This is a genomic window from Roseovarius sp. B08 (genome assembly GCF_051417955.1).
GTDB lineage: Bacteria > Pseudomonadota > Alphaproteobacteria > Rhodobacterales > Rhodobacteraceae > Roseovarius.
Genome location: NZ_JBPRLW010000001.1, coordinates 3600604 through 3615917, shown reverse-complemented (window position 1 = coordinate 3615917; position 15314 = coordinate 3600604). Strand labels below are relative to the sequence as shown.

14 protein-coding genes, 1 tRNA gene and 1 pseudogene are annotated in these 15314 nt (G+C 64.4%); 7 read left to right on the top strand and 9 right to left on the bottom strand.

Annotated elements, in window-relative coordinates; all coding sequences use genetic code 11:
* Positions 1 to 16: 16 nt before the first annotated feature.
* The 3 genes from hisC to ACSQ76_RS18330 are packed head-to-tail and all read left to right on the top strand — an operon-like array spanning position 17 to position 2627.
* Positions 17 to 1102: a histidinol-phosphate transaminase gene (gene hisC, locus ACSQ76_RS18340; protein WP_306130811.1), complete on the top strand. Its 1086-nt coding sequence runs from the start codon at positions 17 to 19 to the stop codon at positions 1100 to 1102.
* Positions 1099 to 2016, top strand: a complete 918-nt coding sequence (locus tag ACSQ76_RS18335; protein ID WP_437157683.1) for a prephenate/arogenate dehydrogenase family protein — start codon at positions 1099 to 1101, stop codon at positions 2014 to 2016. The genes hisC and ACSQ76_RS18335 overlap by 4 nt, the downstream gene beginning before the upstream one ends.
* A 5-nt stretch (positions 2017 to 2021) precedes the next feature.
* On the top strand, positions 2022 to 2627 hold the full coding sequence (locus ACSQ76_RS18330; protein WP_437157682.1) for an extensin-like domain-containing protein: 606 nt from the start codon (positions 2022 to 2024) through the stop codon (positions 2625 to 2627).
* A gap of 58 nt (positions 2628 to 2685) precedes the next feature.
* Here the strand turns inward: ACSQ76_RS18330 and ACSQ76_RS18325 are convergent, their stop codons facing one another.
* The 3 genes from ACSQ76_RS18325 to pth all read right to left on the bottom strand — a co-directional run bounded on the left by ACSQ76_RS18325 (position 2686) and on the right by pth (position 5073).
* The gene (locus ACSQ76_RS18325; protein ID WP_306130814.1) at positions 2686 to 3069 is read right to left on the bottom strand and encodes a DUF2237 family protein; all 384 of its coding nucleotides are present in this window, start codon (positions 3067 to 3069) and stop codon (positions 2686 to 2688) included.
* A 77-nt stretch (positions 3070 to 3146) separates the two neighbouring features.
* Positions 3147 to 4310, bottom strand: a complete 1164-nt coding sequence (locus ACSQ76_RS18320) for a serine hydrolase domain-containing protein (protein ID WP_437157681.1) — start codon at positions 4308 to 4310, stop codon at positions 3147 to 3149.
* 64 nt (positions 4311 to 4374) lie between these two features.
* Positions 4375 to 5073 carry an aminoacyl-tRNA hydrolase gene (pth, locus tag ACSQ76_RS18315; protein ID WP_437157680.1) on the bottom strand — a complete coding sequence of 233 codons (699 nt, stop codon included), beginning with the start codon at positions 5071 to 5073 and terminating at the stop codon, positions 4375 to 4377.
* A gap of 80 nt (positions 5074 to 5153) precedes the next feature.
* Here pth and ACSQ76_RS18310 point away from each other — a divergent pair, with 80 nt between their 5' ends.
* Positions 5154 to 5861 (top strand): FkbM family methyltransferase, encoded by a 708-nt coding sequence (locus ACSQ76_RS18310; RefSeq protein WP_437157679.1) that lies wholly within the window; start codon positions 5154 to 5156, stop codon positions 5859 to 5861.
* A gap of 24 nt (positions 5862 to 5885) precedes the next feature.
* Here the strand turns inward: ACSQ76_RS18310 and ACSQ76_RS18305 are convergent, their stop codons facing one another.
* From ACSQ76_RS18305 to trpA, 4 genes are all read right to left on the bottom strand, one after another.
* On the bottom strand, positions 5886 to 6572 hold the full coding sequence (locus ACSQ76_RS18305) for a 50S ribosomal protein L25/general stress protein Ctc (RefSeq protein WP_306130818.1): 687 nt from the start codon (positions 6570 to 6572) through the stop codon (positions 5886 to 5888).
* 151 nt (positions 6573 to 6723) lie between these two features.
* On the bottom strand, positions 6724 to 7392 hold the full coding sequence (locus ACSQ76_RS18300; RefSeq protein ID WP_306130819.1) for a DUF998 domain-containing protein: 669 nt from the start codon (positions 7390 to 7392) through the stop codon (positions 6724 to 6726).
* 65 nt (positions 7393 to 7457) lie between these two features.
* Positions 7458 to 8621: an alpha-hydroxy acid oxidase gene (locus ACSQ76_RS18295; protein WP_437157678.1), complete on the bottom strand. Its 1164-nt coding sequence runs from the start codon at positions 8619 to 8621 to the stop codon at positions 7458 to 7460.
* 223 nt (positions 8622 to 8844) lie between these two features.
* On the bottom strand, positions 8845 to 9636 hold the full coding sequence (gene trpA / locus ACSQ76_RS18290; protein ID WP_306130821.1) for a tryptophan synthase subunit alpha: 792 nt from the start codon (positions 9634 to 9636) through the stop codon (positions 8845 to 8847).
* Between the two features lie 175 nt (positions 9637 to 9811).
* Between trpA and ychF the strand changes: the two genes are divergently transcribed.
* Both ychF and ACSQ76_RS18280 read left to right on the top strand, forming a co-directional pair.
* Entirely contained in the window at positions 9812 to 10909 is a 1098-nt protein-coding gene (gene ychF, locus ACSQ76_RS18285; RefSeq protein ID WP_437157677.1) for a redox-regulated ATPase YchF, read from the top strand.
* Between the two features lie 195 nt (positions 10910 to 11104).
* A tRNA-Ser gene (locus ACSQ76_RS18280) sits at positions 11105 to 11194 on the top strand.
* Between the two features lie 178 nt (positions 11195 to 11372).
* On the opposite strand, the pseudogene ACSQ76_RS18275 reads toward ACSQ76_RS18280, so the two are convergent.
* Together ACSQ76_RS18275 and ACSQ76_RS18270 are read right to left on the bottom strand one after the other, a co-directional pair.
* Positions 11373 to 11609, bottom strand: a pseudogene (locus ACSQ76_RS18275) (integrase core domain-containing protein); the annotation flags it as partial.
* Positions 11610 to 11772: 163 nt separating this feature from the next.
* A complete protein-coding gene (locus ACSQ76_RS18270; protein ID WP_437157676.1) occupies positions 11773 to 12240 on the bottom strand; it encodes a hypothetical protein in 468 nt (155 codons plus the stop codon).
* Between the two features lie 634 nt (positions 12241 to 12874).
* Here ACSQ76_RS18270 and ACSQ76_RS18265 point away from each other — a divergent pair.
* Complete coding sequence (locus tag ACSQ76_RS18265; protein WP_437157675.1) at positions 12875 to 15301, top strand: hypothetical protein; 2427 nt, start codon at positions 12875 to 12877, stop codon at positions 15299 to 15301.
* The last annotated feature ends 13 nt before the right edge of the window (positions 15302 to 15314 follow it).

Below are 15314 nucleotides of genomic sequence, written 5' to 3'. Positions count from 1 at the left end.
CGAGGAAAGACATCATATGACCAAGATCATGCCACAGCCCGGGATACTGGATATCGCGCCCTATGTGGGCGGAGCCAGCCATGTCGAGGGGGTGAGCAACGTGGTCAAGCTCAGCTCGAACGAGAACCCGTTCGGGCCGAGCGAGGCGGCAAAGGATGCGTTTCGCAAGGTGGCGTTCGACCTGCACCGGTATCCGTCGACGGATCATGCCGGCCTGCGCGGTGCGATTGCCGAGGTACACGGGCTGGACCGCGACCGGATCATCTGCGGTGTGGGTAGTGACGAGATCCTGTCGCTGTTGTGCCAGTGCTATGCGGGGCCGGGCGACGAGGTGATCCATACCGAGCACGGGTTTGCGATCTACAAGATCGCGGCGCTGTCGAACGGCGCGGCGCCCGTGGAGGTGCCCGAGCGCGAGCGGGTAACGGATGTGGACGCGATCCTGGCGGCGGTCACGGATGCGACCCGGCTGGTCTTTGTCGCCAATCCCAACAATCCGACGGGCACAATGGTGGGCGACGGTGAGATCGCGCGGTTGGCCGAAGGGCTGCCGGAGCATGTGTTGCTGGTGCTGGACGGAGCCTATGCCGAGTATGTCGAAGGGTTTGACGGAGGCGCGAGCCTGGTGGATGCGCGCGAGAACGTGGTGATGACGCGGACCTTTTCCAAGCTTTACGGGCTGGGCGGGCTGCGCGTGGGCTGGGGCTATGGCCCGGCGCATGTGATCGATGTGCTGAACCGGGTGCGGGGGCCCTTCAACCTGAGCCAGGCGGCGCTGGTCACCGCCGAGGCCGCGGTGCGCGACCAGGCCTGGGCCGAGAAATGCCGGACCGACAACACGCGGATGCGGGCCTGGCTGGCCGAGGCGCTGGCGGGGCATGGCGTACCCTCGGACACGTCGCTGGCCAATTTCATCCTGGCCCGCTTTGCCGACCGGGAACAGGCCGAGGCCTGTGACGAGTATCTGAAATCCGAAGGGCTGATCGTGCGGCGCGTGGCCGGCTACAACCTGCCGAACTGTCTTCGGATCACGGTTGGCGACGAATCCAGCTGCCGCCGTGTCGCCCATGCCGTCGGTCACTTCATGGGAGACGCGGAATGAGCGTGATCTACGATCGGGTTGCTCTGATCGGGCTGGGGCTGATCGCGTCGTCGATGTTCTGGGCGATGAAGCGCGCGGGGCTGGCGGGCGAGGTCACGGGCTATGCCCGGTCGGAAGAGACCCGCGCCGTGGCGCGCGAGATCGGACTGTGCGACCGGATTTGCGGCAGTGCCGCAGAGGCTGTCGAGGGCGCGGACCTGGTGGTGTTGTGCGTGCCGGTGGGCGTGATGGGCGCCGTGACCGAAGAGATTGCGTCGGCACTGAAACCGGGCGCGACGGTCAGCGACGTGGGATCGGTCAAGAAGGCCGTGATCGAGGCGGTCGGCTCACACTTGCCCGATGGCGTGCATTTCGTGCCGGCGCACCCGATGGCGGGCACCGAGCATTCGGGGCCGCGTTCGGGCTTTGCCGAGTTGTTCGACAACAAATACACCCTGATCGTGCCGGTCGAAGGCAGCGACCGGGAGGCGGTGGACCGGCTGGAACAGCTGTGGCAGGCGATGGGCGCGCGGACCGACGAGATGGATGCCGATCACCATGACCTTGTCTGTGCCGTGACCAGCCACACGCCGCACCTGATTGCCTACACGATGGTGGGGGTGGCCGACGACCTGCGCCGGGTGACCGACAGCGAGGTCATCAAGTATTCTGCCGCCGGTTTCCGCGACTTTACCCGGATTGCCGCCAGCGACCCCACGATGTGGCGCGACGTGTTCCTGACCAACAAGGACGCGACGCTGGAAGTGCTGGGCCGGTTCACCGAGGAACTCTTTGCGCTGCAGCGGGCGATCCGCACCGGGGACGGCGATTTGCTGCACGCGTATTTTACGCGGACGAGGAGCATCCGGCGTGGTATTATCGATGCCGGGCAAGATACGGATGCGCCGGATTTCGGGCGCGGGAAAAAAAGGTGAGCAGGATGCGCTTGGCGTGGATTTTTCCAGTCTTTCTGGCGAGTTGTTCGTTTGGCGGTGGCGACAGGGAGGACCCCGAGCTGGTGACGCGTGGTGCGGTCTGCGGTGATCCGTCGATCCAGGGCGTCGTGGTGGGCGATGTGCCGGGAAGCGGCGCCTGCGGGATCGCCAACGCGGTCGAGGTGGACGCGGTCGGCGGGGTTCTGCTGAGCCAGCCCGCGACGATGAATTGCCGGACCGCGCAGACCCTGAATGCCTGGGTGAAGAACGACATGAAGCCGATCGTGGGAGACACGGGCGGCGGCGTCGTAAGCCTGAAGGTGGCAGCGCACTACGTGTGCCGCACCCGGAACCACAAGCGCGGCGCTCGGCTGTCGGAGCATTCCAAGGGCAACGCGATCGACATCTCGGCGTTTATGTTACGGGATGGTACGGATATTTCCGTGCTGAACGACTGGGGCACGGGCAAGCGGGGCAAGATCCTGCGGCAGTTGCACAGCAGCGCTTGCGGGCCATTCGGCACGGTGTTGGGGCCGGGATCCGACGGGTATCACAACGACCACTTCCATTTCGACACGGCGGAGCACCGGAACGGATCGTACTGCCGGTAATCATCCAGGTTCGACGGGGTGAAGCTCAAGAAATCTGCACGGCGAGAGCAGCCACGCGTCAGGCAGTGTCGGAGGCGTGCTCTTTCAGCACGTCGATAGGCACGATATCCAGCGCGCGGGCGTGGGTGGCCTCGAGCCGGACCTTGGGCGCGCAGCCTTCGTCATGGGCCTGAAGGAAGCGGCCGGCGCAAAGGCACCAGTGGTCGCCGGGTCTGAGACCGTCAAAGCCGAATTCGGGGCGCGGCGTGGAGAGGTCGTTGCCAACGTACTTGGAATAGGCGAGGAATTCGGCGGTCATCAGGGCGCAGACCGTGTGGCTGCCCTGATCCTCGGCGCAGGTGTTGCAGTGCCCGTCGCGGAAAAAGCCGGTCATCGGCGCGGTGGAGCAGCTTTCGAGCTTGCCGCCCAGCACGTTGACGGAGGTGTCCATTTCGATAGCCATGCGGTGCTCCTTGGTCCGGTTGGGCATATCCTGCACGGGCCGCGCCCGTGGGGCAAGGGAGGCGGGGTGTCGCGGCCCTAGAACGTTTCGGCGATGCGGCGGAACATGGCGATGTTGGCGTCGTTCACGCCCGGCTCGCGGAAGGCGCGGTCGGCGGCGGTGGTGACGATGACCACGTCGCGGCCCTGGTCGATATAGATGTACTGACCGTAGATGCCGCGGGCCATGAACTGGCCCGGCTCGGCGCCTTGCGGTATCCACCATTGGTAGCCGTAGCCGATCTGGCCCGGCTCGGTGGGGGCGCTGGGGGCGGTGGAGTCGGCGATCCAGTCGGCGGGGACGACTTGCCGGCCGCCCAGCTGGCCGTTCTGTTCGATCATCAGGCCGAAGCGGGCATAGTCGCGGGTGGTCAGGTTTAGGCCGCCGAGCACGAAGGCCACGCCTTCGCCGTCGGTGATGTAGTAAGGCGCGGACTCGAGCCCGAGCGGGGCAATGATCTTTTCCGACAGAAGCGAGGGGATATCGCGGCCCGTGGCGCCGCGGATGATCATGCTCAGGACATGTGTGTCGATGGAGACGTATTGCCAACGCTGGCCGGATTCCGTGTCCCGCTCGGCGAGGCCGGCGGCGAAGCCGTCCATCGTGCCGCCCAGTGCCAGGACGCGGCCCATGCGGTTGATGTCGGAATCGTAGTCCAGGTAATCCTCGTCGAAGCGCACGCCGCTGGTCATCTGCAGCACGTTGCGGATGGTGGCGCCGTCGTAGGCGCTGCCCTTCAGCATCGGGGCATACTGCGTGACCGGGTCGTCGAGCGAGGCGATATCGCCCTCGGCCACGACAATGCCCATCAACGCCGAAAGAAAGGACTTGGCCACCGACCAGCTGATGCGGCGGTCGTCGGGTGAGGTGCCGAGGTGATAGCTTTCGTGGACGACCTCGCCCTGGTGCAGGACCATGAGCGAGGTGACGGCGCGGGTGTCCATCCAGTCCTCGGTGCCGTTCGGCAGGGTCATGGGCTGGCCCTCGGGCAGGGGCATGACGGGGGCGTCGCCGCGCGGCACGGAGGTGTGCAGGAAGGCGCTGTCCATGTTGGAGAAATTCTCGACGATGTGCTCGGCCTCGAAGAGCGTGTTGACCGCCATGAGGCGCGCGATCTGCTCGCGCTTCCAGAGGCCGATGGCGATGGCGGCGATGGCCAGGACGGCAAGTATCCGGAGCGTCCATTTCAGGATGCGGCGCATGGTGTGGTCCTCCCCGACAGGCAGCAAAGCACCAGGGGCGCGGGGCGGCAAGGGGAACGCGGCGTTACCTGAACTTGTCGATGAGCTTTTGCAGGGGGCTGCGGTCTTCGGTGCCCGAGGGGGCGGGGGGCTCGTCGGACTTTGCCGCCGGTCTCGCGTCGGCTTGCGGTTTCGGGGCGGATTTCGAGGAGCGGGCGGGTGCGGTGCGCAGGGAAACGGCGTTGAGGAACTTGTCGTTATGGCCCGCGGCCAGTTCGGAGGCGCCATCCGACAGGCCGCGCAGCAGGTCGTCGAGCCAGTCGGCGTCGGCCTTGGCGAAATCCTGAAGCACGTAATGCGACACCAGGTCCTTGCGGCCCGGGTGACCGATGCCGAGGCGAACGCGGCCATAGGCCTCGCCGATATGCGCGTGGATGGAGCGCAACCCGTTGTGCCCGGCGTGGCCGCCGCCCTGTTTGACGCGGCATTTGCCGGGGGCAAGGTCGAGCTCGTCGTGGAAGACGATGACGTCCGACGGCTCCAGCTTGTAAAAGCGCATGGCCTCGCCGACCGACTGGCCGGACTTGTTCATGAAGGTTTCGGGCTTGAGCAGCAGGACCTTTTCGGAGCCGAGCTTGCCCTCGGTCAGCTGGCCCTGGAACTTTGCCCGCCAGGGCGCGAAGCCGTGATCGGCGGCGATGCGGTCGAGCGCCATGAAGCCGATATTGTGGCGGTTCTTCTCATATTTGCCGCCCGGATTGCCCAGGCCCACGAAAAGCAGCATTGCCGATCACCCATTCTTTGATGAGGATGGTCTACGCGGCGCAGCGCGCGGAATCAACAAGACCGGCAGGGGCAGGGGAAATGGGCGAATACGCGGTGAACGGTGTGACGCTGGTGGTGCCCGACGAGATGCTGAACGACCGGGTCGCGGGCAAGCTGGCAAGCGGAACCTACGAGGCGCACGAGGCGCAGGCGGCACAGATGCGGCTGCGCGAGGGGATGCGCGTGCTGGAGCTGGGCGCGGGCGTGGGATACATCGCGTCGATCTGTGCGGGCGTGGCCGGCCCTGCGCACGTGGTGACGGTGGAGGCCAACCCGGCGATGCTGCCGGTCATTCGCGCCAACCTTGACCGCAACGGGTATCAGGCGACGCGGCTGATCCACGGGGCGGTGACCGGGGAAGGCGATGCGGAGGAGATCGCGTTCGACCCCAAGAAGGTGTTCTGGGCCGGGCGGATCGCGGACGAGGAGGCGGACGCCGAAAAGCTGGTGACGGTGCCGATGCTGCCGCTTGCAGGATTGCTGAAGGAGCACCGGCCGCACCTTGTGATCATGGACGTGGAGGGGGCCGAGCGGCATCTGTTCGATGCACCCTGGCCCGAGCACGTGTGGGCGGTGATGATGGAACTGCACCCCAACCAGTATCCCGACCGGGTGATCAAGCAGATCGTGGATTGCATGTCGCAGTCGGGGCTGACTTATGATCCGGGGCCGTCGCGGGGGCGGATCCTGTGCTTTCGCCGGTTGCGCCACACAAAAAAAACGCGAGGGCCGGGACCCTCGCGCTGATGTTCTCGCAATTGGGAGAAGAGCTTACTCTTCGCCGCCTTCTGCTTCCTCGACGCTGTCCGGGCCGGCCTCTTGCTCGGTTGCCGGAACCTCGTCGGCTGCGACGTCTTCGTCTTCATCCTCGGCATCGGATTTCAGCGCCGACGGAGCCGCGATGTTGCAGATCACGAAGTCACGGTCGGTGATCGTGGGTTTGGCGCCCTGCGGCAGCTCGATCTGGCTGATGGTGATCGTGTCGCCGATGTTTTCCATCAGGCTGAGGTCGACGGTGATGCTTTCGGGGATGTCGCCGGCGGTCACGACGAGTTCGATCTCGTTGCGGATGACGGTCAGCACGCCGGTCTTCAGCGCCTCGCACTTGTCCTCGTTGATGAATTCAACGGGGATGAAGAGGTTGATCTGGGTCGTGCGGCGCAGGCGCATCAGGTCGAAGTGGGTCGGAAGGTCCTTGACCACGTCGCGCTGAACGTCGCGGCAGATCACGCGGACGTCGTCGTGCCCGTCAACCTTGAGGTTGAAGAGCGTGGACTTGAACCGGCCCTGTTTCAGCCGCTTCAACAGGACGTTGAACGGAATGTTGATGGGCAGCGGTTCGACGTCGCCCCCGAATACGATCCCCGGAACCATGCCGTCGCGGCGTGCAGCACGAGCGGCGCCCTTGCCCGTCCCCGTGCGTTCCTGGGCGTGAAGATCAGGAATTTCTCCAGCCATTGTAATTCTCCATATGCAAAGGCGGGGCTCCTCCAAGGCTGTAGCCCCGCGTGAAGCCGTCGCTTTAGAGGATTAAGGGCGGCTTGAAAAGACCAAATATGCAAGGTTTTGCGGGTTTTCCGACCGCAGGTCGCGGGTCATGCCGGACGCGTCAGTTCCGGCCCGGTTCGGGATCGTCGAAGCACCTGCGGCCATTGCGGATCGCGACCAGGCTGAGGATCGTGATGACGCCGGTGGCGGCCAGGCCCATGATGCGCTCGACCAGGCCGTCCCACCGGGTGCCCATGGTCAGAAAGACCGGGACGAGAACGACCCATATGGCACCAAGCGCGATCATGGCGCGCGCCGACTTCGGCGCGACGTGGCGCAGGGCGCTGGCCATGGTGGCGGGGACAAGGGCGAATAGCGCGCCCAGCATGTAGACCAGATAGATGTGGATCACGACGCCGTCCTGGTCGCCGTCGCCGTATTCGTTGCGGGCACCCACGATAACGACGATTCCCGCGATGGCGGCGAGGCTGAGCACGCCGATGGACCAGCCGGACTCGCCCAGGTGATCATGCGACGCGGCCAGGGCGGTGGCCATGATGCCGGTGGCGAAACCGTAGAGCGCCACGTCCATGATGATTTCCGAATCGCCCGCCGCCAGGTCGCTGACGGTGTCAGACCACCAGTTGTAGTCCGGCACGTAGAATGGCGCGACGAGCGTTCCCAGGATGAGGCAGAGACAGCCGGCAATGCCGAGAAGGCCCAGGAATATCATGAAGACCGGACGCTTGCGGTGCGCCGGATCGAAATCTTCCCTGTGAAGTCGTGCCATCCGGCTCGCGCCCCCCTTCGCCGTGATGCAAGGTCAACGCGATCGAGGACGGGGACGTTCCGGAGTTACTGCCAGTCGCCGGAAAAATCCTTTGGTATCATAAGGATATCTCTGTCGACCTTGTTGATGTCGGTGTGGCCGCAGAAGGCCATGGAAACGTCGAGTTCCTTGTGGATGACCTCCAGCGCGCGGGTGACGCCTTGTTGGCCCATGGCGCCAAGGCCGTAGACATAGGCGCGGCCGATATAGGTGCCCTTGGCGCCGAGGGCGATGGCCTTGAGCACGTCCTGGCCCGAGCGGATACCGCTGTCGAAATGCACCTCGATCTTGTCGCCGACGGCGTCCATGATCTGGGGCAGGGCGCGGATGGCCGAGAGCGCGCCGTCGAGTTGCCGGCCGCCGTGATTGGACACGACGATGGCGTCGGCGCCCACGTTCAGCGCCTCGCGGGCATCGCGGGGGTCGATGATGCCCTTGATGATGAGCGGGCCGTCCCACATCTTGCGAAACTCGCGGATGCGGTCCCAGTTGAGCGCCTCGTCGAACGCCTCGGCGGTCCAGGAGCTGAGCGAGGAGGGGTCCGAGACGCCCTTGGCGTGGCCGACGATATTGCCGAAGAACCGCCGCTTGGTGCCCAGCATGCCGAGGCCCCACTGCACCTTGGTCATCATGTCGGCAATGGACTTAACAGTCAGTTTAGGCGGCGCGCTGAGACCGTTCTTGAGGTCCTTGTGGCGCTGGCCCAGCACTTGCAGATCGACTGTAATGACGGCGGCGGAACAGTTCGCGGCCTTGGCACGGTCAAACAGACGCTGCATAAAATCGTTATCTTTCAAGGTGTAAACCTGAAACCAGAACGGTTTTTCCGTGTGGGCCGCGACGTCCTCGATCGAGCAGATCGACATGGTCGAGAGCGTGTAGGGCACGCCGAAGTCTTCGGCGGCGCGGGCGGCCTTGATCTCGCCATCGGCGTGCTGCATCCCCGTCAGGCCCACGGGCGCGAGGGCCACGGGCATCGACACGTCCTGGCCGATCATCCGGCTGGCGGTGGAGCGGTTCGACATGTCCACGGCGATGCGCTGGCGCAGGTATATGTCACTGAAATCGCTGGAGTTCTGACGGAAAGTCTGTTCCGTCCAGCTGCCCGATTCCGCGTAGTCGAAGAACATCTTGGGCACGCGGCGGCGGTAGATCTTTTTCAGGTCGTCGATATTGGTGATGACGGGCATGGGCAAAGGCTCGGGCTTTGGTCAGGTTTTATGACCACTAGCCCGGATCGGGGCGGCTTGTCCATGCGGCGCACCGTCCTGCGCGGAAGAGGTTAACGCCGCCGGGAAGGGCGGCAGCAGGGGGTGACATGCGTGCACCCTGCGTGCACCGGGCGTGCACCGCCACGGCGCGGCAATGGTGTTGCGCGAAAATTTTTAACGCGCCGCGCGGCGGGACGGCGCCTCAGGCGGAATGCGCGCCGTCGGCGAGGCCCTTGACGAAGTCGAGCACCTGCGCGGGGCTTTCGCCGTCGGCCAGCTTGCCGACGATGGCGGAGCCGACGACGCAGCCATCTGCGACCGAGGCGATCTCGCGGCTGCTTTCGGGCGTACGGATGCCGAAGCCGACGACGATGGGCAGGTCGGTCTGCGACTTGATGCGTTTCACCTCGGGGCCGACATCGGCGGCCTCTGCCGCCGCCGCGCCGGTGATGCCGGTGATCGAGACGTAATAGACAAAACCCGAGGTGTTGGTCAGCACCTTGGGCAGGCGCTTGTCATCTGTGGTGGGGGTGGCGAGGCGGATGAAGTTGAGCCCGGCCTTCTGCGCGGGGATGCAGAGCTCGTCGTCTTCCTCGGGCGGCAGGTCGACCACGATGAGGCCGTCGATGCCGGCCTCTTTGGCGTCTTTCAGAAACGTCTCGACGCCGCGATTGTAGATCGGGTTGTAGTAGCCCATGAGCACGATCGGCGTGGTGTCGTCGCCCTTGCGGAATTCGGCGGCCATGTCGAGGGTGCGTTGCAGGGTCATGCCCTTTTCGAGCGCGCGCTGGCCCGCGAGCTGGATCGTCGGGCCATCGGCCATGGGATCGGTGAAGGGCAGGCCCAGTTCGATGATGTCGACCCCGGCGGCGGGCAGGCCCTTGACCACTTCGAGCGAGGTGTCGAAATCGGGGTCGCCAGCCATGACGTAGGCCACGAAGGCCTTCTTGTTCGCGTTGCGCAGTTCTTCGAATTTGGCGTCGATGCGTGTCATGTCGCGGTCCCGTCGTGATGTTCCGGCATGGTTTGGCGAATGCGGCGCGAAAATGCAATGGTATGTGCGTGTGGCAGACGCCGGAAATGAGTATTTGAAGCAAGAAAAAGCGGGGCGTTGCGCTGGGCGCGGCTTGGGCATAGAAGGCGCCGGAACGAGAGCAAAGAGGTGCATCATGGGCTTCAAGATGGGAATCGTGGGGCTGCCCAACGTGGGCAAGTCGACGCTGTTCAACGCGCTGACCCGGACGGCGGCGGCGCAGGCGGCGAATTTTCCGTTCTGCACGATCGAGCCCAATGTGGGCGAGGTGGCGGTGCCCGATGCGCGGCTGGACAGGCTGGCGGCGATTGCGCAGTCGAAATCCATCATCCCGACGCGCATGACCTTTGTCGATATCGCCGGGCTGGTGAAGGGCGCCAGCAAGGGTGAGGGGCTGGGCAACCAGTTCCTGGCCAATATCCGCGAGGTGGACGCGATTGCCCATGTGCTGCGCTGTTTCGAGGATGGCGACGTGACCCATGTGGAGGGGCGCGTGAACCCGGTGGAGGATGCCGAGGTGATCGAGACCGAGCTGATGCTGGCCGACCTGGAAAGCATCGAGAAGCGGCGCGCGGGGCTGGTGCGCAAGCTGAAGGGCAACGACAAGGAGGCGGTGCAGGCGGACCGTCTGCTGGCCGCGGCGCAGGCGATGCTGGAAGAGGGCAAGCCCGCGCGACTGGTCGAGGTGGATGCCGAGGACGCCAAGGCGTGGAAGGGGCTGCAGCTGCTGACGTCGAAGCCGATCCTGTATGTCTGCAACGTGGACGAGGCCAATGCGGCGGATGGCAACGATCATTCGGCTGCGGTGGCGAAGATGGCCGAAGAGCAGGGGGCGGCGCATGTGATCATCTCGGCGCAGATCGAGGAGGAGATCAGCCAGCTGGATGCCGAGGAAGCCGAGATGTTCCTGGAGGAAATGGGGCTGGAGGAGGCGGGCCTCGACCGGTTGATCCGGGCGGGTTACGACCTTCTGCATCTGGAGACCTATTTCACGGTCGGCCCCAAGGAGGCGCGGGCCTGGACGATCCGCACCGGCACGGCGGCGCCGCAGGCCGCGGGCGTCATCCACGGGGATTTCGAGAAGGGCTTCATCCGGGCCGAGACGATCGCCTATGACGATTTCGTCTCGCTGGGCGGTGAGCAGGCGGCGAAGGAAGCCGGCAAGATGCGGGCCGAGGGCAAGGGGTATGTCGTCAAGGACGGCGATGTGCTGCACTTTCTTTTCAATACCTGAGGCGCCGGCGCAGGCCGGATCGGGTGCGGATGGCAATGCGGCGCGGGCCTTTTGCAGGAAGGACCATCGGGCGCCTGTCGCCAGGTCCGCGCGCACGGCCGGGGCCGGCGCCGGGTTCAGAGCGTAGGAAGGTTTTTCGCCCGGCGGGCAGAATCGCCTTGTAATCCCCAGGTTTGCTTGGCTATACGCGTCGGCGGAGACGTGGCCGAGTGGTCGAAGGCGCTCCCCTGCTAAGGGAGTAAACGGGAGACCGTTTCGAGGGTTCGAATCCCTTCGTCTCCGCCATTCGCGGTAAGTCATTGAAATGTAAGGTTGTATCCGCATGTGGTACGCCCTACTTGGTGGTACATGACGTACCACAAGGAGCAATCGGCAAACGTGTCAGGCACCGAGGCGTCTGACATGCAGTACCTGATCAAGCCAAGTGGACCTGTCACGCTTTCGTGCCGCTCCGATTGCTCACTTATGCAGCCTTCGCTTCGAAGGCCAAGGGGCTTTTCCAGCCCAATGCTGAGTGCCTTCGACGCGGATTGTAGAAGCCGTTGATGTATTCGAAGATGGCCATCTCAGCATCGCGACGTGTCCGCCAAGACCGCTGCCACAGCAGTTCCGCCTTGATGGTCTTGAAAAAGGTTTCGACGGCAGCGTTGTCGTAGCAGTTCCCGGTCCCACTCATCGATGCCTTGAAGCCGTGCTGGCGCGGAGAAAAACTGGCGGATTGCGCCCAAACAGCGACGCAGTCATAGTGACTTTAAGGGCAGGTTAGCGTTCTTCTGCGGAGGATGGAGAGACGTGTGGTCCTATTAACTGGGGAACCCCATAAATCTATATACCCCTTCTACCACAACATACCTACTCCCACATCACCACGCTGCCTTGACGATCTTTTTGTGAAGAAGATGCGGAGCTGTCGCTGCGTTGGTTTCGACCAAAATCACCATCCGGTCGATCAGCGCCTCGATCTTGTAGTTGTTGCGGATGGCAATATCCGGCACCAAGACGATCTTGTCATTCCGATCAAAGCGGATCATGCCGCTCGTTGACGTGGAGGATGTCGCAGCTGGCAAATATCGCAGACGGGATCGCGGCAAGAATATCCCGGCATGACCTCTATATTCCTCCTCCTGCGCAGGCGATGAATAGCGGAGCTCAATCTCGAATGCTGACAGTAGTGCCGGCACTGGCGTCACTGGCTTCGTCATAGCGGAAGCTTTCGTTCCCGGTCGGTCCGTGCTTTTTCCAGTGATCGCCTTCAGCACCTTCTCGATCTCTGGCGATTTCTTGATCTGCTTGCCGTCGACCACATAGGCACCGGACTTCAGGTGTTCCATGTACCTGAAGGGCATCGACGCTGCGGTTGTGATACCGTGCGATCGCGTTCGTAAGGCGCTCGGAGAGCAACGCCTCCCTAAACTCGTAGTTGCCTCCGCCATCAAACGATTATGCCGTAGCAATAAGCTCTCTTTCTGCGACGAAAAAGGTGCGCCGCGTCTCACGGACGAGGTCCCTGATCGGCCTCACGCCGCACCGGTCGGCAAAGGCTGACCGGCCCTTTTCCTTGCTGAACAGGCGCCCTTTCGTCGGAGGCCAAACTTGGATCGAGGGCTGTTCAGGATGTGGATACATGCTAAAGGATGTATGTGGGCCGTTGACGGCTGAAAGACAGGCTACGCGTACATGCGTTCACACGACTGCCCAGGTGTCGCACGGCGTTGCGCGGTGTGGCGATGCGACGGTCCAGGCGCGGTCGGCGCGCGAATTTGTCGAATGTATGGGCCTCATATACTAACTTATGCTTCCCAGTGCCGTAATTAGTTGTATAATGACAACTGGTATAGGTTTGTGGCAGGTCTATCTGCTTTTGGATGAAGTTCCTTGTCGGGTTTGCAGGTAAGTGGCTGCAGGCACTACAGGATCACTTGGAGGCCCGAGGGCGTGGTGGCGAAGAAGGGTAGGCACGAATCGGTGGATCACACCGGAGAGAACGGCGCGCCGTCTCTCTCTGCGAGCGTGCCTGACTCCGATCGGCAGGGGCCCCGGTCCGGCCTGAACGGAGCGGCGTCCAGCGCCATCGGCATGGGCCTGGTCCTGCAGAGCGGCCGCGCGGAGGCGCGTGCCACCGAAAGCGGCGAGGCCGTGGTGCAGGACGAGGCGGTCCGCACCGAGGAGCGTCAGATCTTTACGGTCGAGGAGGCCGAGGTCGAGGCCGCGTCCGAGGTGCCCGATGTGCAGGTAATGGCGCAGGCGTCTTCGGGAGTGAGCGTGAAGGAGACGGAGGCGGAGCCGCCGGTCGAGGTCGCGGAGCTTCCGCCGGCCGGAGCTGTCGCGGCTTCGGGGGGCACGTCGGAAATCGAGGATGCCGGTGCGGCAGCTGCGTCCGCCGCCGCCATGCTGGCGGAAGGCGAGGACGCAGAGACGCTCATCCCGCGCGCCCAGGCGCCGACCGAGGCACCGAAAGTTTATGTCGAGATCGATTCCGAGGATGGCGAGGATGGCCTGTTGGGGCCGGTCCTCGACCCCGTGCTTGACCCGGTGCTGGGGGAAGGCGGCGTTGTCGACGGCCTGTTGGGCGCGATTGCCGGCGATGGCGGTGTCCTGGACAGCCTGCTTGGCGAGGGCAGTGTCATCGACGATGTGATCGATACGATCATCGGCGACAATGGCCTGCTGGACCCTGACGTGCTTGAGGGCCTGCTGGGCGAGGGCGGCTATCTTGGTGGCGTTGTCGATGTCGTGCTCGGCGACGAGGGTCTGGTCACGGATATCCTTGGCGAGGACGGGGTCGTGGACGACCTGCTGGACCCGCTGCTCGGAGACGAGGGCGTGCTGGACGGTATCCTGAGCCCGGTGCTTGGCGGTGGCGCGGTCGATGATCTGCTGGGCCAGGACGGTGTCGTGCCGGGGCTCGTCGGGGACCTGATCGGTGAGGACGGCCTGGTGGACGAGATCGTCGGAGATATTCCGGTGGTGGGTGATCTGCTCGGGTCCGACGGGTTGCTGGGAGGCGTGCTCGGGGGCGACAGCGCGCTGGGCGGGCTGCTTGGGCTGGGCGGCAGCGGCATTGATTCGACGGACGACGGCACCGGGTCCGACGGTTTGCTGGGCGGCGTGCTGGGCGATGATGGCCCGGTAGGCAGTTTGCTGGGCGATGACGGCCTTGTGGACGGCGTGCTGGGCGATGAGGGCCCGGTGGGCAGCTTGCTGGGTGATGACGGCCCGGTGGGTAGTTTGCTGGGCGATGACGGCCTTGTGGGCGGCGTGCTGGGTGATGATGGCCTTGTGGGCGGCGTGTTGGGTGATGACGGCCCGCTGGGCGGCGTGCTGGGCGATGAGGGCCCGGTGGGCAGCTTGCTGGGTGATGACGGCCCGGTGGGCAGTTTGCTGGGCGATGACGGCCTTGTCGACGGCGTGCTGGGCGATGACGGCCTTGTAGGCGGCGTGCTGGGTGATGCTGGCCTTGTGGGCGGCGTGTTGGGCGATGATGGCCCGGTGGGCAGTTTGCTGGGTGACGACGGCCCGGTGGGTGGTTTGCTGGGTGACGACGGCCTTGTGGGCGGCCTTCTTGGGGCGGGCGGCGACGATGATGATACCGCTGCGGATGACGGTGATTCCGGTGGCAGCGCCAGTGGCCTGCTGGGATCGCTGACAGGCGGCGGCGGGCTGATCGGCGGCCTGTCGGGTATTGTTGCCGGCGGCGGTGGTGCTCAGAACAACGCGGTAGTGACCGGCGCCGGTGATACCGGCAGCGTGGAGTCCGCGTCGGCGGATGATTCTGTGTCAGGTGCGCCTGACGCGAACGGCTCGGAGCCTGAACAGTCTGAGCCCCTGCCCGAAACGGGCACGGATCCGGAAGCAGGTGCAGATTCGTTCGATGACCTGGAGGAGTCGGGGGATGACGGATTTCTCGATACCCTTGTCGGAGCGGGCGATGACGTGGCCGCGGACCTTGCGGAGAACCTGACGCAGTTTGGCGGGGGCCTTCCCGTTGACGGGATGGACGATGTCCTGACCGGGCTTCTTGGGGACGACGACGCGTTCGGCGTCGAGGTTCCCGAAAGCGAGATCGACGGCTTCGACGACCTTTTCGCCGGTCTTGTCGGGGACAGCAGTCTGACCGGCACATTGGTCGGGACGGGCGGTGACCTGCTGGCCGACGGCGAGGTCGATGACCTGCTGAGCGAGATCCTCGGGCCTTCGAGCGCGGATGTCACCGGTGGGGACGGCGACGTGATCGGGGCGCTGCTGGGCGATGCGGATGCCGATGGCGCAGATTCGCAGGTTGGCGGTCTGCTGGCAGATATCGGCGGCCTGTTTGGCGACGCTGCCGGTGGCATGAATGCGGACAGTTCGCTGTTGGATGATCTGTTCTCGTCTCAGGACGATAGCGTCTAATAGAACACAACCA